Source organism: Novosphingobium percolationis (assembly GCF_020179425.1).
Taxonomy (GTDB): domain Bacteria; phylum Pseudomonadota; class Alphaproteobacteria; order Sphingomonadales; family Sphingomonadaceae; genus Novosphingobium; species Novosphingobium percolationis.
The window spans coordinates 511,978-533,475 of the sequence record NZ_JAILYM010000003.1; the positions used below are offsets into that span (position 1 = coordinate 511,978).

A 21,498-nucleotide genomic window follows, 5' to 3' on the forward strand; every position below is an offset into this window, starting at 1 on the left:
CCTCACTCAGGTGTTCCGTTCGCGCAGGCGTGTGGACTTGAGCCGCGGCATGGCGTCGAGTTCCCCTTCCTCCATGATCTGCTTGCGAAATTCGTCGCGCTTTTCGTGGATCGAGGCGATGACGGGGCCCATCGGGACGCCCAGGTCGACCAGCACGGCCTCGGACAGTTGCAGCGAGCTTTCGAGCGTTTCGGGAACTGCATGGCTGGCCCCCGCGCGGTAGAGTTCGCCTGCGTGGGCGGCATCGCGGGCGCGCACGATGATTGGTAGGTCGGCGCGGCGCGCACGCAACTTGCGCACGATGCGCGAGACCAGCACGGGTTCGTCCATCGTCAGGATCAGCGCCCGGGCATGGTCGAGGTCGAGCCGTTCGATCAGTGACGTGCTGTCGATGTTGCCGAACAGTACCGGCATTCCGGCCTTGCGCGCCTCACGCACCATCACAGGATCGCTGTCGATGCCGACGTAGGGTGTGCCGTGGACCTTGAGCATTTCGCCGATCAGCCGGCCGACGCGACCGAAGCCGATGATCACCGCGCGGTCGCCCACCGGCTCCTCCACCGCGTTATCGGCGGCGCGGCCTTCGGCGCGTTCCACGCGGCGTCCGGACATCTCGCCCAGCTTGGCCAGCAGCGGGGTGATGGTGAGGCCGATGGCGGTAACGATCTGCCAGTATTGCGCTGTCTGCGCGTCGATCAGGCGCGCCTGCGCGGCGGTGCCGAGCACGATCAGCGTCGTTTCGCTGGGGCTGGCCATCAGGATGCCGGTCTGGAGCGCCGTGGCGCGCTCCTTGCCCATCAGTCGCAGCGCGACGCCGGTAACCAGGGCCTTGAGCACGACGACGCCCGCCACGCCCAGCAGCAACGGCCCGAAATTGTGCCAGACGACGTGCAGGTCGATGCCCATGCCGATGGTGATCAGGAACACGCCGAGCGCGAGGCCTTTGAACGGCTTGGTGATCGCTTCGACTTCGCCGTGGTACTGCGTTTCGGCGATCAGCAGGCCCGCGAGCAGCGCGCCCATGATCGGCGAGAGGCCGACCGCGCCGGTGGCAAGCGCGGCGACGATCACCACCAGCAGGCTGGCGGCGAGGAACAGTTCCGGGTTCTTGGTATGCGCGGCCTGCGCGAACAGGCGTGGCAGCAGCAGCTTGCCTGCCGCCAACAGCGCGACGATGACCGCGGCGCCCTTCCACAGCGTGTCGAACATGCTGGGAGCGTTGCTGGCGGCAGCGGGCCCGATCGCGCCCAGCAGGAAGATGATCGGCACGAGCGCGATATCCTCGAACAGCAGCATCGACAGCGCGGCGCGGCCGACCGGGCCTTGCGTGCCGGAAATGGGCAGAACCAGCGCGGTCGATGACAAGGCGAGCGCCAGCCCGAGGCCGAGCGCAGCGGCGGTCGTCTCGCCTGTCAGCGCCAGCGCGAGGCCGAGCAGGAGCGCGGACACCAGCAGTTCGAGCGCGCCGAGGCCGAACACCAGCCGCCGCATCTGCCACAGCCGGTTGAACGACAGTTCCAGCCCGATCTCGAACAGCAGCAGGATGATGCCGAATTCGGCGAACGGCTCGATCGCGTGCGGATCGGAAATGGTGACGTGATAAAGCCATGGATACTGCGGCACCAGCGCGCCGAGGCCATAGGGCCCCACGAGCACTCCGACGAGGATGAAGCCGATGATCGGCGTGATGCGCAGCCGGGCAAAGGCCGGAATGACGATGCCCGCCGCACCAAGAATGACGAGCGCATCGCTGAGCGCGGCGGTGGGAACAAGGGAACCGGCCATGCGGAGTAGCCTAGCGGCTGGCAGGCGCGGTTGTCACGGCAAAGGTGGGACGGGCAATGCGTTGAAATAAAAGGGGTGTCTGGCGCTGCTCCCGCCGCCGCACAAATGAAAAGGCCCCGGATCGCTCCGGGGCCCTTCATCTTTTGGCTTGTGGCCGGGCGATCAGGCCCAGCTGGCCATTTCGGTTTCGAGGTTCTGCACGATCGCCTCGAAGAACTGCTCGGTGGTCATCCACGGCTGGTCCGGGCCGATCAGGATGGCGAGGTCCTTGGTCATCTTGCCGCTTTCGACGGTCTCGATGCAGACGCGCTCGAGAGTCTCGGCGAACTTCACCACTTCGGGGGTCTCGTCGAACTTGCCGCGGTAGATCAGGCCACGGGTCCAGGCGAAGATCGACGCGATCGGGTTGGTCGACGTTTGCTTGCCCTGCTGGTGCTGGCGGTAGTGGCGGGTGACGGTGCCGTGCGCCGCTTCGGCTTCCACGGTCTTGCCGTCCGGCGTCATCAGCACCGAGGTCATCAGTCCGAGCGAGCCGAAGCCCTGCGCCACCGTGTCCGACTGCACGTCGCCGTCGTAGTTCTTGCAAGCCCAAACGAACTTGCCCGACCACTTGAGCGCCGAGGCGACCATGTCGTCGATCAGGCGGTGTTCGTAGACGATGCCGGCGGCGGCGAACTTTTCCTTGAAGCCTTCGGTTTCGAACACTTCGGCGAACAGATCCTTGAAGCGGCCGTCATAGGCCTTGAGGATGGTGTTCTTGGTCGAGAGGTACACCGGCCAGCCGAGGTTGAGGCCGTAGTTGAACGAAGCGCGCGCGAAATCGCGGATCGAATCGTCGAGGTTGTACATCGCCATGGCGACACCCGCGCTGGGGAAGTCGAACACGTCGAGATCGATCTTCTCGCCATTGTCCCCGTCCCAGACGAGGCGCAGCTTGCCCGGGCCCGGGATCAGCGTGTCGGTTGCCTTGTACTGGTCGCCGAAGGCGTGACGGCCGACCACGATCGGGTCGGTCCAGCCGGGAACGAGGCGCGGCACGTTCTGGATCACGATCGGTTCGCGGAAGACAACGCCGCCCAGGATGTTGCGGATGGTGCCGTTGGGCGACTTCCACATCTTCTTGAGGCCGAATTCCTCGACACGCTGTTCGTCAGGCGTGATCGTGGCGCACTTCACGCCGACGCCGTACTGCTTGATCGCATTGGCGGAATCGATGGTGATCTGGTCGGCGGTCTCGTCGCGCTTCTCGACCGAGAGGTCGTAGTACTTCAGATCGATGTCGAGGTAGGGCAGGATCAGACGCTCGCGAATCCACTGCCAGATGATCCGGGTCATTTCGTCGCCGTCGAGCTCGACGACCGGGTTCTTCACCTTGATCTTCGCCATGTCCGTCCTGTCTGTTTCCGGGGAGGTTTGCGCATTCCCTTAGCAGAGGTTTTGCCCCGCGCAAGACGCGCGGGAACACGGGGTTTGGCGGGCTTCCCGCCGACGATTTGCGCGTCGGGTCTGGACAGCGGCCGCGATCCGGTTCAAGGTTTTTAAGTGAGCGGTTAAATACCGCGTGCCACGAAGAAGGAACCTACTGGGATGAGCGAAGAAGTCCTGACCGAAGTCGACGGCAACGTCCTTGTCGTCACCATCAACCGCCCCGAAGCGAAGAACGCCATGACCAAGGCTGCGGCCGAGGGCATCGCCGCTGCCATGGACCGCCTCGACGCCGAAACCGACCTGCGCTGCGCGATCCTGACGGGCGCTGGCGGCACGTTCTGTTCGGGCATGGATCTCAAGGGCTTCCTTCGCGGCGAATCGCCGTCGATCAAGGGACGCGGCTTTGGCGGGCTGTCGGAATGGACGCCGAAGAAGCCGATCATCGCTGCGATCGATGGCTACGCTCTGGCGGGCGGCATGGAACTCGCGCTGGCGTGCGACTTGATCGTCGCCAACGACAAGGCCAAGTTCGGCATCCCCGAAGCCAAGCGCGGTCTTGCCGCTGCCGCTGGCGGCCTGATCAAGCTGCCGCGCCAGATCAGCCCCCGCGTCGCGATGGAACTGGCGTTGACGGGCGATTTCATCGACGCCAAGCGCGCCTATGACCTGGGCTTCATCAACCAGATCACCGACGGCCCGGCGATCGTGGCCGCCAAGGCGCTGGCCGCGCGCGTCGCCGAAAACGGCCCGCTGGCGCTGATCGCGTCCAAGGGCATCATCCGCGATTCGCACGAATGGACCGAAGCGGAAATGTGGAAGAAGCAGCAGGAATACATCGCGCCCGTGTTCTCTTCCAGTGATGCGCGCGAAGGGGCGGCGGCGTTCGCTGAAAAGCGCAAGCCGAACTGGCAGGGCAAGTAAGCCGGACCGGATCGCACGATCGAACAAGCGAGAGGCTCCGCTGCGGCGGGGCCTTTTTCGTTTGTGGACTTTAGGTCGCTTCATGCTGTTCGGACCCGATCCTGCCGCAAACGAGTGCTTTGAATTTCCTGCCCGCTTACTTGACAGCCAGCACCAGTTCGGAAGATTTCGGGGATACTTCTTCGCGTGTTTTGCAGGCAATGCATCGTATGCGAATCAAGGCGGGGAATCTCAAGGGCTTATGACTGGACGCATGGCCAAGCTGGATCGCGCGATCCAGATGTTGCACCTGCTGTGTGAAAGCGTGGAGGGCATGACGCTCGACGAGCTGGCCGCGGCGCTGGAGGTCAACCGCCGCACGGTCGAGCGCCTGCGCGATGTGATCCTGCTGCACTTCGATCTCGACGAGGTGGTGGACGGGCGGATCAAGCGGTTTCGCATCCGCGATGGGCTGCGCCGCGTCTATGCCCGACCGTCGGTACCGGAGATCGCCGCGCTGCGGGCGGAAGCCGAAGGCCGCGCACGCGAAGGCGCGCCCCAGGCGGCGCTGCTGTCCAGCCTGCTTGCCAAGGTGCGATCGAGCCTCGACCATCGCGAGAAGTCCCGGCTGGAGCCCGATCTCGACGCACTGGCGCGGTTGCAGCGCACGCGTGTGGCGGCAGGGCCTGCGGTCGGTGCCAGCGATGGCGTGGTCAGCACGGTGCAGCAGGCGATCATGATCGGCGTAGGGTTGGAGTTCGACTACCTCGCCGATGGAGCCGCCGCTCCGAAATGGCGGCGTGTGGCGCCTTATGGCCTGATCCATGGGCCGGTCACCTACCTGATCGGTAAGATGCCGGGGAAGGACCCGGTGCACTACCGGCTCGACCGGATGGGCAACGTCAAGCTCGGCAACGAACCACATCCGGTTCCGGACGACTGGGATCTCGACGCGTGGCTCGCGCAGAGTTTCGGAATCTGGCGCGAGGATGACCACGACGTGGTCCTGCGCGTGCTGCCCACCGCCGTTGCGCGCGCCAATGCCTGGCGCTTCCATCCGGCACAGGTGCTGGAGGAGGACGGCGAGGAATTGCTGGTGAAGTTTCGTGCCGGTGGTCTGCGCGAAATCGCGGAACACCTGTTCACGTGGGGTGGGGACGTCAGGATCGAGGCGCCCGAAGAACTGCGCAAGGTGATGCGCGAACGCGTGATGCTGGCGTGGGCATCGACATGACAGCCGACGGCCCGGTCCACCGCTAACGGGTAATAAAAAACCCCGCCGGAGCGGGGCTTTTCGATGGTGGGCGTAGCAAGGATTGAACTTGCGACCCCTACGATGTCAACATAGTGCTCTACCACTGAGCTATACGCCCGCACCATCGAACGGGCCGGATCGGAATTGGGCAGTGCCGTTCCGCGCCGGGAGCCGCCCATTAGCCGCGCCCGCCGTGCTCTGCAAGGGGGCAATTGCGCTTTTTCTGGCCAGCCTTCCAAATCCGGTCCTTCACATCGGCGGGCGACCATTTCCGGCGAGCGGACTATCGGCAAAGACGCGCTCCACTTCGAGCACGAGGTCGCGCAAGTGGAAGGGCTTGGACAGCACGCGCGCTTGCGGGGCTTCACGGTTGGCCTTGAGCGTGACGGCGGCAAAGCCTGTGATGAACATGACTTTGGTGCGCGGGCTGATTTCGGCGCAGCGTTGGGCGAGTTCGATGCCGTCCATCTCGGGCATGACGATGTCCGACAGCAACAGGTCGAAGTGCTGCGCTTCGAGAAGTGGGACCGCAGCCGTGCCGCGATCCACCGACACCACTTCGTACCCGGCGTTTTCGAGCGCGCGGGCGAGGTAGGTGCGCATCGCTTCTTCGTCTTCGGCCAGCAGAATCCGGATCATGATCAACCTTCATGCATCGTGTTGGCGAGCTTAGCCGCCCGGACGCGCGGCATACACCCGTCGAAGTTAAGAATCTGCGGCCAATTCGGCTCCGTTCGCCGCAGGCGGAACGCGACGGACTTTTGACACGCCGTGCAAAGCCATGCAGCTTGTGGCCATGCACGAAAGTGGGGCGCTCAGGGCTGATTCGATTAGCATTGCCGGTGGGATGGTTCCGGGTTCCGCCGGAATCCCGGCCTTTACCCTGACCCGGTGCGATCCTTCGCCGATTCCGGTGGTTCTCGCCGTGCCCCATGCCGGGCGCGCCTATCCCGGCGCCCTGATCGAGCGGATGCGCCATGCTGCTTTTGCCGCCCCGCGACTGGAAGATCGGCTGGTCGATCTCGTCGCGACGGAAGCCGCGCGGCGTACCGGCGCGGCGCTTCTGGTGGCGCATGCGCCGCGCGCGATGATCGATCTCAACCGCGCCAGTGACGATGTCGATTGGGAAATGATCGGCGGCGCTCCGCCGCCCGATGCCTCCTCGACGCCAACCGGCGGTAGCTTGCGCCGCGCGCGCAGCGGACTTGGGCTGGTGCCACGCCGCCTGCCGGGGCTCGGCGAGCTGTGGAAGCGGCGGATCGAGCGGCATGAGCTGGACGAGCGGATCGCCCTCGTCCACCAGCCCTATCACGAGGCTTTGGGCCGAACGCTCGCTGATCTGCGTGAGCGCTGGGGCGCGGTGCTACTGATCGACCTGCATTCGATGCCGCCGCTGGTGGCGCGCAGCCACGGCGAACCGGCGCCGCAGTACGTGGTGGGCGATCGTTTCGGCGCGGCTTGCGAAGGGACGCTCGTGTCGACGGTCTTCTCACTGTTCGCACAAGGCGGGCAGCGCGCCGCGCACAATAGGCCCTACGCGGGCGGCTATGTGCTCGAACGCCACGCGCGCAGGCGCGAGGGCGTGCATTGCCTTCAGCTCGAGATCGACCGCGCATGCTACCTCGATTCGCGGCTGGCCGAACGAGGGCCCGGTTTCGACGGTGTTGTCGATCTTGTGACCGAACTGGTTCGGCGGGTAGCCGACGAGGTGGCCGACATGGGGCGCGATCGCCAGCGCTGGCGCGCTGCGGCGGAATAACTGGCCGCGATCCCAAGAAAAAACCACCTGGAGCAAGCTCCAGGTGGCCAAGGTTCAGGGAGGAGGTGCACGAAGTGCACCAGTCACGCCGGGCCATGAGGGGAGCGCCGACGCAACACACGAAAGATAGGGGAGGGGGTGGGCAGGCGCAAGAGCTTTCAGATGAAATTTCCTCAACCTGCCCTTTCGGCCAGCATGGCCGGCCCCTCGAGGGGGCACTGTCCCGACGCGGAGATGCGCGCCGGGACAGCCGGATCAGGCGGCCGGAACCGGGGCCAGCGCGACCTGCGGGCCCTTGCCCTGTTCGGCCTGGAGCCCGAAGATCGTGCTCATCAGCTCGAGCGAGAAGATGTGCGCATAGAGCAGGGGCAGCAGGCCGCTCTGCGCCCAGCCGCGCAGGACGTCGCCACGCACGTCGCGCAGCTTTTCCTGGTCGATCATCTGGAAGCCGCGGTAGATGTAGGGCTGTTCCACGCCCGGCTGCTGGATGGCGGCTTCGCCTTCCATCAGCAGGTTGTGCTTCTTGATCTCGTCGATGAACGCCTGCGTGCGCTGGCCGGCCTGTTCGAACTGCTCGCAGAACTGCAGGATGCCCTTGGTGGTGTCGGTCGGCTCGGCGCCGTCGAACAGCGGGCCGCCTTCCTCGAACTCACCGACGAGACCGCTGGTGGGGTCGAAGCACAGCGACAGTTCCTCGCTCTGCGGGTTCAGCTTGGCCAGCATGAACGGATAACGGCGCGCATAGGCGGGCAGATACACGGTCGGCGAGACATTGCCTTCGCCGTCGACGAAGACGTTGACGCCTTCGTTGAGGCCCATCAGCGCCAGCGGCACGGGGTTGTCGCCCGAAGCGAACACGATCGGGTAGTGGCGGGCCGCCTGCGGAAATTCCTCGGCGGTCAGCGGGATGGCGTGCTGGGTCGAGAGCCAGGGGGCCTTGCCCGTGCCGCGCGCGTGCCAGCCCGCGTGGTCGCGGGTGTTGAGCGGCATCAGGTCGTTGTAGAACAGGGGCAGGTTGGCTTGCGGCGCGCTGGCCATCGTCACTCTCCGAAAAAACTGGTCGCGTCAGCGCGCGCGTGTCGCGCCTGCCACGGGAACGGTGGCTTTACGGAGTCGCGAAAAGGGTGGCAAGGTCGCCTGCAACACGCCTGTCATACTTGCGACAGTTAAATGAGCTTGCCCGGATTGAGCAGCCCATCGGGGTCGAGTGCGCGTTTGACGGCGCGTAGCATGCCCAGCGCCACCCGATCGCCCAGCCGCGCCAGTTCGTCGCGCTTGAGCTGGCCGATGCCGTGTTCGGCCGAAATCGACCCGCCTGCCTGCGTGACGAGGTCGTGGACGCGGCGGCTGATCGCCTTGCCATCGCCCTGTTGCCAGGTTGCAGCGTCCACGCCATCGGGCGCGATCACGTGGAAGTGGATGTTGCCATCGCCGAGGTGGCCGAAGCCGACCGCGTGCGTCCCGGGCCATTCCGCCTCGATCAGCGGCACCGCCCGTTCGACGAAATCGGGCATGGCCTCGACTGCGACCGAGATGTCGTGCTGCACGGCGGGGCCGCGCGCGCGTTCGGCGGAAGGGATGGTCTCGCGAATCTGCCAGAACTTTTCGGCCTGCGCTTCGCTGGCGGCGATTGCAGCGTCGGCAACAAGGCCTTGTTCGAAGGCGCTTTCCAGCAGCGATTGTGCCCGGTCCGGCAGGCGCTCGGCGGCATCGGCGTCGGCGACCAGTTCGATCAGCACGTGCCAGGGATGCTCGCCCTCGATCGGCACGCGGATGCTGGGCAGGTAGTCCCGCGTCGCCTCGATCGCGCGGAGCGGCATCACCTCGAAACCTTCCAGCGCATCGGGCGCGCGGCGCTGGCAGTGGAGCAGCAGCGCGCGGGCGGCATGGAGCGAGGCGACGCCGGCCCACAGCACCGATCGCGCGGCGACGGCGGGTTCGAGCTTGAGCGTGGCGGCGGTAACGATGCCGAGCGTGCCTTCCGAACCGATCAGCAACTGCTTGAGGTCGAAGCCCCGGTTGTCCTTCTTGAGCGGAGTTAGTTGATGAAACACTTGCGCATCGGCCAGCACGCCCTCCAGACCCTGAACAAGCGCGCGCATCGAGCCGTGGCGCAGCACTTGCGTGCCGCCAGCGTTGGTGGAGATCAGTCCGCCGATGGTGGCCGAGCCCTTGCCGCCCAGAGAAAGCGGGAAGCGCAGGCCTTGGGCCGCTGCGGCCTCGTGCAGCACTTGCAGGATCACGCCGGCCTCGCAGGTGGCGGTGCGGCCTTCGGTATCGATGCGCACGATCGCGTTCATCCGGCGCAGGCTGAGCAGCAGCGCTTCGCCCGATTCGTCTGGCGTAGCGCCTCCCGACATCCCGCTGTTGCCGCCCTGCGGCACGATCGGCACGTGGTGTTCGGCGCACAGGCGCACCAGCGCGGCGACCTCGGCTGTGCTGGCGGGCGAGGCCATCGCCAGCGCCCGCCCGGTGAAGCGGCCGCGCCAGTCGGTCAGCCATGGCGCCATGGCTTGTGCATCGGTGGTCAGGCCCTTCGGCCCGAGCAGTTCGGCGGCGGCGGCGAGGAAGGCGGTGCGGTTCTGCAACATGGCGCATCGGCTATGCCCGTCGCGCAAAGCGGGCAATTCATTTTTGCTTCGGGCTGGGTTAAGCGGGCGTTCAACCAGCCCGGCTATCGGGGAAGGACATGAATGCGGCTCGCCGGGTCGCACGAGGGATCGATCGAGCCGACATAGCGCGTGATGCTGAGCCTGGCCCACTTCCTGACCGCGGTCGCCGCGACCCTCCCCGCTTTCGCGCCGGTCGGCGCGGGCGTTTCGCACGATTCGTGGGCCGCTGCGGTCGAGGCCGGCGGCCCGCCGCTGTTGCCGCAGGCGGTCGAAGGCGGGCTGATGCCCGATCTGCTCGATGCGATGTCGGGCGACGACTGGAACCAGGTGCGCATCGAACAGCGGCTGGTCATCCGCATCACCCCGCCGCGCAGCGTAGGGCGTGAGATCGTCCAGCCCCCGCCGATGAACGCTATCCGCTTTCGCGAGCGCAAGATGGCCAATTGCCTGCCGGTGCTGGGCATCGCGGGCGTGCAGCCGACCGCCGATAGCCGCCTGATGCTGTTCATGCGCGATCGCCGGATCGTCGGCGCGAATCTGGACAAGCAGTGCAGCCCACAGGATTTCTACATGGGCTTCTACATTCGCCAGACGCAGGACGGCATGCTCTGCGCCGGGCGCGATTCGATCCATTCCCGTTCGGGTTCCACCTGCGGCTTGAGCCGCCTGCGCGAACTCGTGCCCGGAGAATAGCGCCGGAACGGGGCGACCGGAGCGCGCTTTCCTTGACTTGGACGCCCATTCGGCATAGCGGCGAGCCGGACGCCGGGCTGATAAAATGTCCGGTGCGCGCGCAATCCGTTTGCGACGCCTGATTATCGGAAACCCACGCTGCATGAAATTCGCCGACCTCGGCCTCTCCGATGAATTGCTGAAGTCGGTTCTCGACGCCGGCTACGACACTCCGACTCCGATCCAGGCGCAGGCTATCCCTGCGGTCCTGATGATGAAGGACCTGATCGGGATCGCCCAGACCGGCACCGGCAAGACCGCCGGGTTCGTGCTGCCGATGATCGACATCCTCGCGCATGGCCGCCGCCGCGCGCTGATGCCGCGCTCGCTGATTCTCGAACCGACCCGCGAACTCGCGGCGCAGGTGGCCGAGAACTTCGAGAAGTACGGCAAGAACCACGACCTGAAGATGGCGCTGCTGATCGGCGGCGTGCAGATGGGCGACCAGGTCAAGGCGCTGCACGACGGCGTCGACGTGCTGATCGCCACGCCGGGCCGACTGATGGACCTGTTCGAACGCGGCAAGATCCTGCTCACGGGTTGCGACCTGCTGGTGATCGACGAAGCCGACCGCATGCTCGACATGGGCTTCATCCCCGACATCGAAACGATCTGTTCTAAGCTGCCCGCGCAGCGCCAGACGCTGCTGTTTTCGGCGACGATGCCGCCGCCGATCAAGAAGCTGGCGGATAAGTTCCTGAGCAATCCCAAGTACATAGAGGTTGCCCGGCCCGCTTCCAACAACACCAGCATCGCGCAGTTCAAGGTGCCGGTGTCCAGCCGTGGCAAGCGCGAGATGCTGCGCCACCTGCTGCGCACCGACAACGTGACCACCGCGATCGTCTTCGCCAACCGCAAGACGACGGTGCGCGAACTGGCCAAGAGCCTGCAGAGCCACGGCTTCTCGGCCGGTGAAATCCATGGCGACATGGACCAGTCCGCCCGCAACGCCGAGCTGCAGAAGTTCAAGGACGGGGTGATCAGCATCCTGTGCGCTTCCGATGTCGCCGCGCGCGGGCTGGACGTGAAGGGCGTGAGCCACGTCTTCAACTTCGACACGCCCTGGCACCCGGACGACTACGTCCACCGCATCGGCCGCACCGGCCGTGGCGGCGCGACGGGCCGCGCCTTCACGCTGGTGGGCAGCGAAGATGCCGAAGCGATTGCCAACGTCGAGAAGCTGACCGGCGGCAAGATCCCCGAGATGAAGGTGGACCTGACCGCCGAGGAGCGCCCGGCGCGTGGCCAGAAGCGGCGCGCCGAGGCGGTGGCCGACGTGGTTGCGGACGAGCCGCGCGAGGAGCGCAAGCCGCGTGGCCGCCGCAAGGAAGAGCCGCGTCGCGAGGAAGCACCGCGCGAAGAGCCGCGCCGTGAAGAGCCCCGCGAAGAGCGTCCCGTACGTGAAGAGCGTCCTGTCCGTGAAGCACGTCCGGCGCGCGAAGAGCGTCCGGCCCGTGAAGAACGCGCGCCGCGTGCGGAACGTCGCGATGATTGGCGCGAGGATCGCCGCCAGGGCAATGAGCCGCCGAGCCGTCCCGGCGAATGGAACGGCCCGATTCCCGGCTTCCTACACGTTTCCGCGCTGAACGATTGATCCCTAGCTGCCGTAGAGCGTAGCGTGCTCTGCGGCGTAGGGCGCGTAGCTTTCCTTCATGATCGCCGAGTTGAGCAGCATCTCGGCCACGGGCGTCGCTTCGCCCGGGCGATAGACGCGGCTCTTCACCCACATCGATTCGGTGCGCTTGCTGCCCGACAGGCCGACGATCTCTCGCTCGACTTCGTAATCGGCGCCGACCAGCAGCGGGCCGTCGATCAGGCGGATCTCCTGATCGGCGAACAGGCCCACGTGGGGGCCGCGCACCGGAAAGCGGTCCTCGCCCGCCTTGTGCTGGATCAGCACGCTGATCATCTCGAACGGGATCGCAGTGGCGAAGCGGTCTGAAGGCTCGGTCATGCGCTGGCGCTTCTGTGCGAGCGTGAAGGGGTAGTAGTGGCCCATGTGGTCGTCCGGGCCCATCCGCACCGGGATGCGGGCGCTGGTCAGCCCGACGTGGACATCGCGCAAGACCACCGGGTCGGCGAGCGGTGCGAGGCTGGCGAGACGCGCTTCGAGCGCCGTGGGCCCGTGGCCTGTGCCGACCTCTATCGAGCCTGCGAGAATTTCGGTTCCGTCGAGCCGCTCCATGCGCGCACTGGCGCGACCGGCCTCGTCGGAATCGGCGGTGACGATCGCGCGCACTTCCTCTCCTTCGAACACCGGGGCGCGGTAGTGGACCGAAAGGCAGCCTTCGCGGAACCAGCGTTCACCCCACAACGCGAAGCCCAGCGGTTCGAACTGGGTGAAGTGGGTCGGCCCTTCGATCGTGCCGCCCTTGAACCCCAGCTTCTGCGCGGTGGCATCATCGTGGATCGAGGCGTGGCCATCATAGTGCTGCTCGGCCAGCATCTGGCGCGGGTTGCGCCAAGGGCCAGTCAGCGTTGCGCCCTCACGCGATATCGGGGTGTCGAACGGGGCAGTCATCGGCCTCTCCAGTCTGTCTTTGCGGAAAGGCTAGGCGCGCAGGAGGCGGAAGGGAAGCGTTCCCAACGCGCGCGGGTTCTGCTTAGCTGAAGCGATGAGGACACGCATTTTCGCATCGCTCGCCGGGGCCGCGTTGGCCGTCACGTCGCCTGCAGCGCGCGCGCAGGACGAGGCCGGACTGGAAACCTTCGTGGCCGAGGGATCGGTCGGCGCCTATCGCGCGGGGCTCAACCTGACGATCAAGGATCACACGCAAGTCCTTGCCGCGCATTACTATTACGCAAGCACAGGCAAGGACATTCCGCTGGTCGTGGCGCAGGCGGGGGACAAGCTGACGCTCGAAGAGCCGGGCGGGGCGCGCATGGTGCTGGCGCTGACCAACGCGGATGCGCACGAGCCCCGGCCCTTGACCTTCGCCACGTCGACCGGCCTTGCGGGCGACTGGACCGGCGCGGGCAAGGCGCTGCCGGTGCGGTTCGGCTTCGTTACTGGAAGGTCCGGTCCGAGCCCTGCTCGCTGGTATGGTGACGTTACTGAAGAGAACGATGCCGCGTTCGAAGCGCGTGCACGTGCATTCCTGAAGGGTGTGACCACGGGCAATGTCGCATTGGCGGCTAAGGCGACATCTTGGCCCTTGCTGATAAACCGCCCGCATCGTCAGATGCTGCACAACCGCAAGGAACTAGCGGCGCACTGGAAATCGATCTTCACCCCGGCAGCTATTGCGGAACTCCGTCAGTCGATCCCCCACGAGATGTTCGTACGCAACGGCATGGCCATGGTGGCGAATGGCACGGTCTGGTTTGATGCACAGGGGCCAAAACGCTGAACCTGCCTTGAGCGGAACCTGAACGACACCTAAAGCGTCCCGAACGACACCTAGACCACCCCAAGGGGACGTTAAAGCGCCTCAGGCGGGCTTGACGAAGCTGTCGATCACGCGCTTGCGGCCCGCCGTCTCGAAGTCGATTTCCAGCTTGTTGCCTTCCTGCGCAGCGACGGTGCCATAGCCGAACTTGTCGTGGAACACGCGCGTGCCAAGGCCGATGTCGGCGCGGGGTTTCGCCGCGAAGCTGGCGGCGCTGCGGCTGGATTCGACGATGCGCTTCGGCGTCGCGTCATAGCTCTGCGCGGCGGCGCGTTGCCAGCCGGGGCCGCGCGTGACGATGCGCGAAGGCTGGTTGCGGGCGACGTCGGCGAAGGGGTCGGAATGTTCCGACCACTGCGCGCGCCACAGCGAAGCGCCGCCCGACAGGGTGGTCTCCTCCTCGATGTGGACGGCGGGCAGTTCGCTGGTGAAGCGGCTGGGAATCGAGCTGGTCCACTGGCCGTAGATGCGGCGGTTGGCGGCGTGGAGGATGGTGCAGCGCTTCCTGGCGCGAGTGATCGCGACATAGGCGAGGCGGCGTTCCTCTTCGAGCGACGCCAGCCCGCCTTCGTCCAGTGCGCGCTGGCTGGGGAACACGCCTTCTTCCCAGCCGGGCAGGAACACCTGGTCGAATTCCAGCCCCTTAGCGGCGTGGATGGTCATGACCGTGACCTTCTCCTCGCTCTCGTTGCGCTCGTTGTCCATGACGAGGCTGACGTGTTCGAGGAAGTCACCCAGCGTTTCGTATTCCTCCATCGCGCGGGCGAGTTCGGAGAGGTTTTCGAGGCGGCCATTGGCCTCGGCACTCTTTTCGGCCTGAAGCGCAGCAGTGTAGCCGCTTTCGTCGAGGATCGTTCGGGCGAGTTCGGCTGGAACCAAGGTGCCTGCGGCATCGCGCCAGCGGGCGAAATCGCGGACCAGCGCCAGCAGCGTGTTGCGCGCGCGTGTGGGCAGTTCGTCGGTATCGCAGATATCGAGCGCGGCGCGCAGCAGCGGCACCCCTTGCGCGCGGGCGAAGCGGTGGATCTTTTCCAGCGTCTTGTCGCCAAGGCCGCGCTTGGGAGTGTTGTAGATGCGTTCGAACGCGAGGTCGTCTGAAGGGCTGACGACAACGCGCAGGTAAGCCAGCGCATCGCGGATTTCGGCGCGTTCATAGAAGCGGAAGCCGCCGACGATGCGGTAGGCCATGCCGATCTGGATGAAGCGGTCCTCGATCTCGCGCGTCTGGAACTGCGCGCGCACGAGGATGGCGACGGCGTTGAGCGAACAGCCCTCGCGCTCCAGCCGCTCGATCTCGTCGCCGATGCGGCGCGCTTCCTCGGGCCCGTCCCACACGCCGATGACGCGCACCTTGTCGCCGCCGTTGCGGGTCGTCCACAGCGTCTTGCCCAGCCGCTCGGCGTTTTCGGCAATCAGGCCCGAAGCGGCGCCCAGGATGTGCGGGGTGGAGCGGTAGTTCTGTTCGAGCTTGATGACCTTCGCGCCGGGAAAATCCTTTTCGAAGCGCAGGATGTTGGCGACCTCCGCACCGCGCCAGGAATAGATCGACTGGTCGTCGTCGCCCACCACGCAGATGTTCTTGCGGGTCTGCGCCAGCAGCCGCAGCCACAGGTACTGGACCGCGTTGGTGTCCTGGTATTCGTCCACCATCACGTACTTGAAGCGCTGCTGGTACATCGCGAGGATGTCGCGCTCGCGCTTGAAGATGTTGAGCATGTGCAGCAGCAGGTCGCCGAAATCGCAGGCGTTCACGTCCTTCAGGCGGTTCTGGTAGAGCGCGTAGAAGCGCTGGCCACGCCCGTTGGCGTAGGCCTCGTTGTCGCCCGCATCGAGGTCGCCGGGGTTGAGGCCGCGGTTTTTCCACTTGTCGATCAGCCCGGCCAGCTGCTTGGCAGGCCAGCGCTTTTCATCCAGCCCTTCGGCCACGATCAGCTGCTTGAGCAGCCGCAACTGGTCGTCGGTGTCGATGATGGTGAAGTTCGATTGCAGCCCGACCAATTCGGCATGGCGACGCAGCATCTTGGCGGCGACCGAGTGGAACGTGCCGAGCCAGGGCATCCCTTCGACCGAGGGGCCGATCAACTGGCCGACGCGTTCGCGCATTTCGCGCGCGGCCTTGTTGGTGAAGGTGACGCAGAGGATTTCGCTCGGCCATGCCAGCCGCTGACGCAGCAGGTTGGCGAGGCGCGCGGTGAGCGCGGCGGTCTTGCCCGTGCCCGCGCCCGCCAGCATCAGGACGGGGCCTTCTGTGGTCAGCACGGCTTCGCGCTGGGGCGGGTTCAGGCCATCGAGCCAGGCGGCTTGACCAGGAAGGTTGGGGGCGGAGGAAGATTCGGGCGCGTTCACCCGGAACGATTAGGGAACGCTTTCCGCCAGTTCAAGTGCGGGTTTTCCGGTCAGTTCCGGTAGTTGTCATAGTAGTCGGCTTCATAGTCGTCGCGGCGGTGGTACGAGGCTTCGCGGTTGGCGCGCTCGTTGTGCTCCTTGAGCTCCAGTTCCTTGCTCTTCTTCACGATCCGCTTGGCCGTGTCGGACTTGGCGAACTGGTCGACCGCGATCGAGGCGCCCAAGCCCAGCATGCTGCACGAGGCCATGCCCAGTACCCACACGAAGAAACAGCCTCCGAAGAGATACTTGGCGATATTCGGCATTGGTCCCGCTCCCTCGGTCGCGTCCGTGATCATACGGATGCAGGGTTGAAAAGCGGTAAAGCAGCGGCTGCTGGAACCGAGGCGTTCATGAAAATGTTACTATCGCTGACGAATTTTGAAGTTGTTAGACGCAATTTGGAAAATGAATGTGGGATTAATGGGTCTGTATTTACCGACGATGAGTCTATTCATCTCCGTGGTCTCTCGCTTCATCGCGGGGCGTGGAACGCATCTGATGGCGGGCGCGTAGGGTCTCCAAATCTTCGGGTCGCAAGGACAAACAGGAGACCATCCGATGCGTAAGTTTCTGCTTTTGAGCGCGGCTGCGCTGGCCGTTGTGGGTGTTCCGGGGGCGATCAGCGCCCAGACAACCGCCGCCCCCACTGCCGCTCCCGCCGCCACGGCGACGGCGACCGCCAGCGGCACCTTCGCGCTGAGCGCCGATCAGAAGGGCCAGTACGATGCCTGGCCCGCGGACCAGCGCACCAAGTACGATGCGTGGCCTTCGACGTATCAGGAGTATTATTGGAGCCTCGATCCGGCCCAGCAGAAGGGCTGGTGGGCATTGACCGATGAGCAGCGCGGGCAGATCTATGCCATGACGCCCGAGCAGCGCACGTCGGTCTGGCCGTCGATCATCGCACAGGTAAACGGCCGTGCCACGGCGGCAACGCCTGCGCAGCCCAATCCCGGTACGGGCACGCCCGCCACGCCTGCCGAACCGGCCACGCCGCCTAGCGGCGCGTCGACCGGCAAACCGATGGCAGACGCCACGGCGGATGCCAACGCGCCGGTTCCGAACGCGCCGGGCGTGGTCGATGCGGCCTCGGCCGCTCCGGGCGCGGCCTATGCCGCGACCACGACCAGCAATGCCGTGCCGGCCCCTCCGGCCGATACGCTGAACAAGAAATATCCGGTCTGCACCAAGAAGATGCAGGACAACTGCCGCAATCGCGGCGGGGTCTGATCGGTCAGGCCATAACCAGCCCGAGTTCCCCCCTCTCGGGTCGCAAGCGGGAAGGGCGTCGGGAAACCGGCGCCCTTTTCCTGTTGCAATTGCGGCGCAGGCGCTATGCCGCCTTGCATGAATCCCATACGCCAGCACGCCCGCATCTTGACCGCCAGCCTTGTCGGCACGGCGGTGGAGTTCTACGACTTCTACATCTATGCGACGGCGGCGGCGCTGGTGATCGGGCCGCTGTTCTTTCCGGCGGAAAGCGCTTCGGCACAGACGCTGCTGGCGTTCATGACCTTTGGCCTCGCCTTCTTCGCGCGGCCTGTCGGCGCGGTTGCGTTCGGGCATTTCGGGGACCGCATCGGGCGCAAGTCCACGCTGGTCGCCTCGCTGATGCTGATGGGAGGATCGACGCTGCTGATCGCGTTCCTGCCGACGTATGCCATGGCCGGGCCGATCGCGCCGATGCTGTTGTGCCTGCTGCGCTTCGGACAGGGATTCGGGCTTGGCGGCGAATGGGGTGGCGCTTCGTTGCTGGCGGTGGAGAACGCGCCCAAGGGCTGGGAGGCCCGCTTCGGGTCGGCGCCGCAACTGGGCGCGCCGCTGGGCTTCCTGTTCGCCAACGGACTGTTCCTGATCCTGAGCTACACGCTGAGCGAGGCGGATTTCGTGGCCTGGGGCTGGCGCATCCCCTTCCTTGCCAGCGCGCTGCTGGTCGGGCTGGGGCTGTGGGTGCGGCTGAAGATCGGGGAGACGGCAGCGTTCAAGGAAGCGCTGGCGCACGAAGCGCCGCCCGCCGTGCCGATCGGTCGGCTGATGCGCGAACATCCCGGCGCGGTGGTGGCCGGGATCGCCGGCGTGGTGGCGTGCTTTGCGATCTTCTATCTTGCGACGACGTTCTCGCTGTCGTTCGCCACGACCAAGCTGGGCTATGCCAAGCAGCAGTTCCTGGGCGTGCAGCTGGCGGCCAACACGTTCCTGGCGATCGGCATCTTCGTGGCCGGGTACTGGGCGGACAAGACGAGCGCGAAGAACGTGTTGGGCAAGGGGGCGCTGCTGACCGCGCTTGTCGGGCTGGTGTTCGGGAGCGGTCTTGGCTCCGGTTCGCTGCCGCTGGTGTTCGTGACGCTGGCGGGCGCGCTGTTTGTGATGGGGCTGGTCTATGGCCCGCTCGGCGGCTGGCTGCCGACGCTCTATGCCGTGCCGGTGCGCTATACCGGCATCAGCCTTGCCTTCAACATGGGCGGTATCATCGGCGGCGCACTGGCACCGTTTGCCGCCGCGCTGCTGGCGCAGAAGGGCGGCACACCTTACGTCGGGCTGTTCCTGACGGCGGCGGGGGCGTTGACGCTGATGGGCGTGGTGTTCGCGCCCAGGCTCAGGAACTGAGGCGCAGCAGCGTCAGCCGCGCCTTGCCGACGACGCGTTCGCTTTCGATTTCCAGCGAACGGAGTTGTGGCACTTCCTTCGCTTCGGTTTCGAGGCTGACCCACGTGCCTTCGCCGATCCAGCCGAGGCGCACCAGCTTGTCGAGCGCCACCGCGCCCGCGCCGGTCTTGTAGGGCGGATCGAGCATGACGAGGTCGAGCGGCTCCTTGACCGGGCCGAGCGACAGCACCGACGAGGCGCGCACGTCGCATTGCGGCGCGCAGCGCAGCGCGGCGATGTTGGCGCGGATGGCGCGGATCGCGGCGGGATCCTGCTCGACCAGCAGCGCATGTTCGGCCCCGCGCGACAGCGCTTCGAGACCGAGCGCGCCCGAGCCTGCGAACAGGTCGGCGACTTTCAGCCCTTCGAAGCTGCCTAGGCGGCTGGTGAGCATCGAGAACAGCGTTTCGCGCGTGCGGTCGGCGGTGGGGCGCGTGGCGTCGCCCGCAGGCGCGACAAGCTTGCGGCCGCGCCACTCGCCAGCGATGATCCGCAGCATCAGCCGGGCCTCCTGGGACCGCGCGGTGGATTGCCGCCGGGGCGGGGGCCAGCGCCAGCGCCGGGGCGGGGGCGGTCGCCGGTCGGTCGGGCGGGACGGGCAGGGCGGGCATCCGTCCGTGCGTCGGACCGGTGGTCGGGCCGGGTGGGGCGATCCGTCGCGGCGTCGGCGTGTCGCGCCTGGCCGCGTCTCCCGGCGCCGGGTCTGGTTTCGCCCGGCCCTGCGGCGTCGCGCCGCGGGTCGGCATTGCGGGCATCGCGCTGGTTGGCCTTGCGTTCGGCAGTTCGGGCGCCCCAGCCAGTGCGCTGGTTGGGCTTGGCTGATTTGGTCTGGCCGGGCTTCGCCTCGGCAGGCGCGGCGCGGGGCGCGCGCGGCTTGCGCGTGTCGAGATTCTCGCGCTCCTCGCGGATGCGTACGGCCTGCTTCTTGGGATAGGCGGGCGTGCGGGCCGGGCGTTCGACGGGTGCGGGTGCGACTGGGGCGCGCACCTTGGGCGCGATGGCGCGGCCGATGACCGGCTTGTCCAGCTTCATCGCCTTCATGAAGCGTTCGACGATCACCTGCGGCACTTCCTCCACCGATCCGCGATCGAGCGCGCCGAGGTGGAACGGGCCATAGGACGTGCGCAACAGGCGCGAGACCTGGAGGCCGAGGTATTCGAGAACGCGGCGGACTTCGCGGTTCTTGCCTTCGGTCAGGGTCATTTCGACCCACTGGTTGCGCCCGGTGCGGCGCTCCATGTTGGCATTGATCGAGCCATAGCGGATGCCGTCGATCTCCAGCCCTTCGCTGAGGGCTTCGAGCTGTTCCTGCGAAATGTCACCGAAGGTGCGCGCGCGGTAGGTGCGCGGGATGCCGCTGGCGGGCAGTTCCAGCGCGCGCTTCAGCTCGCCATCGTTGGTCAGCAGCAGCAGGCCTTCGGTGTTGAGGTCGAGACGGCCCACCGGCATCACGCGGCCCGCGCCCTCGGGCAGGGCGTTGCGCAGCGCGGTGTAGATCGTCGGGCGCCCGGCGGGATCGCGCTCGGCGGTGATCAGGCCCGAAGGCTTGTGGAACATGAAGATGCGCGTCGCGGCGGCGTGGCCCACCGGATTGCCGTCGACGGTGACACCGCGCAGGTTCTTGAGCACGGTGGCGGGCGTGGTGATGGCGACGCCATCCAGTTCGACGCGACCCGCCTCGATCAGGCGTTCGACCTCGCGGCGCGAGGCCACGCCTGCGCGGGCCAGCAGCTTGGCGATGCGCTCGCCTTCGCGCGGCGCTGTTTCTTTTTCGGTGGGGGACATTGCAAGCCCCTTACGCGAGAGAGGCCTTGCCGTCACCCCTCTAGCCAATGGCTCCGAAACCGCGCTAATTCGCAGGGCAGCCAAGGGGAAGGCCATGAACGCGACCAAACTTGCCGAGATGTTGACCGCGCAGAGCCTGTTCGCCGATTGCGAGCCGGAGGAACTGGCCGATATCGTGGCGCGGGCGCAGGTCCGCTCGTTCAAGCCGGGCCAGACGCTGATGGCGCAGGGCGATCCCGGCGATACGCTCTATATCGTGCTGGGCGGCCTTGCGCGCGTGAGCATGGTGGCTGCCAATGGGCGCGAGATCGTGCTCGATTATGCGGAGCCTGGCGCGGTGCTGGGCGAGATCGCCTTCCTCGACGGGGGAGAGCGCACCGCAAGCGTCGACGCGATCGAGCCGGTCGATGCGCTGTGCCTGTCGCGCACGGCCTTTGCCGACATCATTGCGCATCACAAGGGACTGTCGCTGCGTCTGCTGAAGGCCATGGCGCGCAGGCTGCGCCAGAACAACACCGTGATCGAAGCCGACCGCGCCTATACCTCCGGCCCGCGCCTGGCCCGGTTCCTGCTGCGGCTGATGATGGGGGGCGAGGCGAGCGGCGGTGAGGCGCGGCTCAAGATCGCTTTGAGCCAGGGCGAACTGGGCAACTTCGCGGGCATGTCGCGCGAACAGATCAACCGCCAGCTTTCGGCCTGGGCCGATGGCGGGATTGTCGCGGTGCGCAGCGGCAAGGTGACGATCCTCGATCGCGAGGCGCTGGTGGGGATCGCCGAAGCGTGGTGAACCGGCGCATGGCGCAGCGTATACGAATACCG

General features: G+C 66.3%; 19 protein-coding genes and 1 tRNA gene. 9 read left to right on the plus strand and 11 right to left on the minus strand.

Annotated features, from left to right (window positions below; genetic code table 11):
• Window positions 1–6: 6 nt before the first annotated feature.
• Both K3A84_RS10955 and K3A84_RS10960 read right to left on the minus strand, forming a co-directional pair.
• Window positions 7–1,785, minus strand: coding sequence for a cation:proton antiporter domain-containing protein (locus K3A84_RS10955; protein ID WP_225009367.1), 1,779 nt, complete (start codon window positions 1,783–1,785; stop codon window positions 7–9).
• A 162-nt stretch (window positions 1,786–1,947) separates the two neighbouring features.
• On the minus strand, window positions 1,948–3,171 hold the full coding sequence (locus tag K3A84_RS10960) for an NADP-dependent isocitrate dehydrogenase (protein ID WP_225009368.1): 1,224 nt from the start codon (window positions 3,169–3,171) through the stop codon (window positions 1,948–1,950).
• Window positions 3,172–3,372: 201 nt separating this feature from the next.
• Here K3A84_RS10960 and K3A84_RS10965 point away from each other — a divergent pair, with 201 nt between their 5' ends.
• Together K3A84_RS10965 and K3A84_RS10970 are read left to right on the plus strand one after the other, a co-directional pair.
• Window positions 3,373–4,134: a crotonase/enoyl-CoA hydratase family protein gene (locus K3A84_RS10965; RefSeq protein ID WP_225009369.1), complete on the plus strand. Its 762-nt coding sequence runs from the start codon at window positions 3,373–3,375 to the stop codon at window positions 4,132–4,134.
• A 253-nt stretch (window positions 4,135–4,387) separates the two neighbouring features.
• Window positions 4,388–5,347, plus strand: coding sequence for a helix-turn-helix transcriptional regulator (locus K3A84_RS10970; protein WP_225009370.1), 960 nt, complete (start codon window positions 4,388–4,390; stop codon window positions 5,345–5,347).
• A gap of 64 nt (window positions 5,348–5,411) precedes the next feature.
• Here K3A84_RS10970 and K3A84_RS10975 read toward each other — a convergent pair.
• Window positions 5,412–5,486 (minus strand) — tRNA-Val (locus K3A84_RS10975).
• Between the two features lie 131 nt (window positions 5,487–5,617).
• Window positions 5,618–6,007 (minus strand): cell cycle two-component system response regulator CpdR, encoded by a 390-nt coding sequence (cpdR, locus tag K3A84_RS10980; protein WP_225009371.1) that lies wholly within the window; start codon window positions 6,005–6,007, stop codon window positions 5,618–5,620.
• A gap of 208 nt (window positions 6,008–6,215) precedes the next feature.
• Here cpdR and K3A84_RS10985 point away from each other — a divergent pair, with 208 nt between their 5' ends.
• Window positions 6,216–7,127: an N-formylglutamate amidohydrolase gene (locus tag K3A84_RS10985; RefSeq protein WP_225009372.1), complete on the plus strand. Its 912-nt coding sequence runs from the start codon at window positions 6,216–6,218 to the stop codon at window positions 7,125–7,127.
• Window positions 7,128–7,382: 255 nt separating this feature from the next.
• Here K3A84_RS10985 and K3A84_RS10990 read toward each other — a convergent pair whose 3' ends face one another.
• Window positions 7,383–8,165, minus strand: coding sequence for a SapC family protein (locus K3A84_RS10990; RefSeq protein WP_225009373.1), 783 nt, complete (start codon window positions 8,163–8,165; stop codon window positions 7,383–7,385).
• A 128-nt stretch (window positions 8,166–8,293) separates the two neighbouring features.
• Complete coding sequence (locus K3A84_RS10995) at window positions 8,294–9,718, minus strand: FAD-binding oxidoreductase (protein WP_225009374.1); 1,425 nt, start codon at window positions 9,716–9,718, stop codon at window positions 8,294–8,296.
• Window positions 9,719–9,871: 153 nt separating this feature from the next.
• Here K3A84_RS10995 and K3A84_RS11000 point away from each other — a divergent pair, with 153 nt between their 5' ends.
• Entirely contained in the window at window positions 9,872–10,432 is a 561-nt protein-coding gene (locus tag K3A84_RS11000) for a hypothetical protein (protein WP_225009375.1), read from the plus strand.
• A gap of 142 nt (window positions 10,433–10,574) precedes the next feature.
• Entirely contained in the window at window positions 10,575–12,065 is a 1,491-nt protein-coding gene (locus K3A84_RS11005; protein WP_225009376.1) for a DEAD/DEAH box helicase, read from the plus strand.
• Window positions 12,066–12,068: 3 nt separating this feature from the next.
• Here K3A84_RS11005 and K3A84_RS11010 read toward each other — a convergent pair whose 3' ends face one another.
• Window positions 12,069–12,992 carry a hypothetical protein gene (locus tag K3A84_RS11010; protein ID WP_225009377.1) on the minus strand — a complete coding sequence of 308 codons (924 nt, stop codon included), beginning with the start codon at window positions 12,990–12,992 and terminating at the stop codon, window positions 12,069–12,071.
• Between the two features lie 94 nt (window positions 12,993–13,086).
• Here K3A84_RS11010 and K3A84_RS11015 point away from each other — a divergent pair, with 94 nt between their 5' ends.
• On the plus strand, window positions 13,087–13,821 hold the full coding sequence (locus K3A84_RS11015; RefSeq protein WP_225009378.1) for a hypothetical protein: 735 nt from the start codon (window positions 13,087–13,089) through the stop codon (window positions 13,819–13,821).
• 81 nt (window positions 13,822–13,902) lie between these two features.
• Here the strand turns inward: K3A84_RS11015 and K3A84_RS11020 are convergent, their stop codons facing one another.
• Both K3A84_RS11020 and K3A84_RS11025 read right to left on the minus strand, forming a co-directional pair.
• On the minus strand, window positions 13,903–16,206 hold the full coding sequence (locus K3A84_RS11020) for an ATP-dependent helicase (RefSeq protein ID WP_225009379.1): 2,304 nt from the start codon (window positions 16,204–16,206) through the stop codon (window positions 13,903–13,905).
• A gap of 50 nt (window positions 16,207–16,256) precedes the next feature.
• Complete coding sequence (locus K3A84_RS11025) at window positions 16,257–16,511, minus strand: hypothetical protein (RefSeq protein ID WP_225009380.1); 255 nt, start codon at window positions 16,509–16,511, stop codon at window positions 16,257–16,259.
• Window positions 16,512–16,806: 295 nt separating this feature from the next.
• Here K3A84_RS11025 and K3A84_RS11030 point away from each other — a divergent pair, with 295 nt between their 5' ends.
• Window positions 16,807–17,478: a hypothetical protein gene (locus K3A84_RS11030; protein WP_225009381.1), complete on the plus strand. Its 672-nt coding sequence runs from the start codon at window positions 16,807–16,809 to the stop codon at window positions 17,476–17,478.
• Window positions 17,479–17,595: 117 nt separating this feature from the next.
• Complete coding sequence (locus K3A84_RS11035) at window positions 17,596–18,855, plus strand: MFS transporter (protein WP_225009382.1); 1,260 nt, start codon at window positions 17,596–17,598, stop codon at window positions 18,853–18,855.
• Here K3A84_RS11035 and rsmD read toward each other — a convergent pair.
• Complete coding sequence (gene rsmD, locus K3A84_RS11040) at window positions 18,845–19,393, minus strand: 16S rRNA (guanine(966)-N(2))-methyltransferase RsmD (RefSeq protein ID WP_225009383.1); 549 nt, start codon at window positions 19,391–19,393, stop codon at window positions 18,845–18,847. The genes K3A84_RS11035 and rsmD overlap by 11 nt on opposite strands.
• Window positions 19,393–20,679, minus strand: a complete 1,287-nt coding sequence (locus K3A84_RS11045; RefSeq protein WP_225009384.1) for a pseudouridine synthase — start codon at window positions 20,677–20,679, stop codon at window positions 19,393–19,395. Before K3A84_RS11045 ends, rsmD begins: the two co-directional genes overlap by 1 nt.
• Before the next feature lie 94 nt (window positions 20,680–20,773).
• On the opposite strand from K3A84_RS11045, the gene K3A84_RS11050 reads away from it, so the two are divergent.
• Window positions 20,774–21,466, plus strand: a complete 693-nt coding sequence (locus tag K3A84_RS11050) for a Crp/Fnr family transcriptional regulator (protein WP_225009385.1) — start codon at window positions 20,774–20,776, stop codon at window positions 21,464–21,466.
• Window positions 21,467–21,498 lie beyond the last annotated feature (32 nt).

Coding starts and splice junctions, on each gene's coding strand:
- K3A84_RS11015 (WP_225009378.1), top strand. CDS start 13,087: ATGAGGACACGCATTTTCGCATCGCTCGCCGGGGCCGCGTTGGCCGTC.
- K3A84_RS10955 (WP_225009367.1), bottom strand. CDS start 1,785: ATGGCCGGTTCCCTTGTTCCCACCGCCGCGCTCAGCGATGCGCTCGTC.
- K3A84_RS11035 (WP_225009382.1), top strand. CDS start 17,596: ATGAATCCCATACGCCAGCACGCCCGCATCTTGACCGCCAGCCTTGTC.
- K3A84_RS10965 (WP_225009369.1), top strand. CDS start 3,373: ATGAGCGAAGAAGTCCTGACCGAAGTCGACGGCAACGTCCTTGTCGTC.
- K3A84_RS11030 (WP_225009381.1), top strand. CDS start 16,807: ATGCGTAAGTTTCTGCTTTTGAGCGCGGCTGCGCTGGCCGTTGTGGGT.
- K3A84_RS11025 (WP_225009380.1), bottom strand. CDS start 16,511: ATGCCGAATATCGCCAAGTATCTCTTCGGAGGCTGTTTCTTCGTGTGG.
- rsmD (WP_225009383.1), bottom strand. CDS start 19,393: ATGCTGCGGATCATCGCTGGCGAGTGGCGCGGCCGCAAGCTTGTCGCG.
- K3A84_RS11010 (WP_225009377.1), bottom strand. CDS start 12,992: ATGACTGCCCCGTTCGACACCCCGATATCGCGTGAGGGCGCAACGCTG.
- K3A84_RS11050 (WP_225009385.1), top strand. CDS start 20,774: ATGAACGCGACCAAACTTGCCGAGATGTTGACCGCGCAGAGCCTGTTC.
- K3A84_RS10985 (WP_225009372.1), top strand. CDS start 6,216: ATGGTTCCGGGTTCCGCCGGAATCCCGGCCTTTACCCTGACCCGGTGC.
- K3A84_RS11000 (WP_225009375.1), top strand. CDS start 9,872: ATGCTGAGCCTGGCCCACTTCCTGACCGCGGTCGCCGCGACCCTCCCC.
- K3A84_RS10970 (WP_225009370.1), top strand. CDS start 4,388: ATGGCCAAGCTGGATCGCGCGATCCAGATGTTGCACCTGCTGTGTGAA.
- K3A84_RS10960 (WP_225009368.1), bottom strand. CDS start 3,171: ATGGCGAAGATCAAGGTGAAGAACCCGGTCGTCGAGCTCGACGGCGAC.
- cpdR (WP_225009371.1), bottom strand. CDS start 6,007: ATGATCCGGATTCTGCTGGCCGAAGACGAAGAAGCGATGCGCACCTAC.
- K3A84_RS10990 (WP_225009373.1), bottom strand. CDS start 8,165: ATGGCCAGCGCGCCGCAAGCCAACCTGCCCCTGTTCTACAACGACCTG.
- K3A84_RS11045 (WP_225009384.1), bottom strand. CDS start 20,679: ATGTCCCCCACCGAAAAAGAAACAGCGCCGCGCGAAGGCGAGCGCATC.
- K3A84_RS10995 (WP_225009374.1), bottom strand. CDS start 9,718: ATGTTGCAGAACCGCACCGCCTTCCTCGCCGCCGCCGCCGAACTGCTC.
- K3A84_RS11005 (WP_225009376.1), top strand. CDS start 10,575: ATGAAATTCGCCGACCTCGGCCTCTCCGATGAATTGCTGAAGTCGGTT.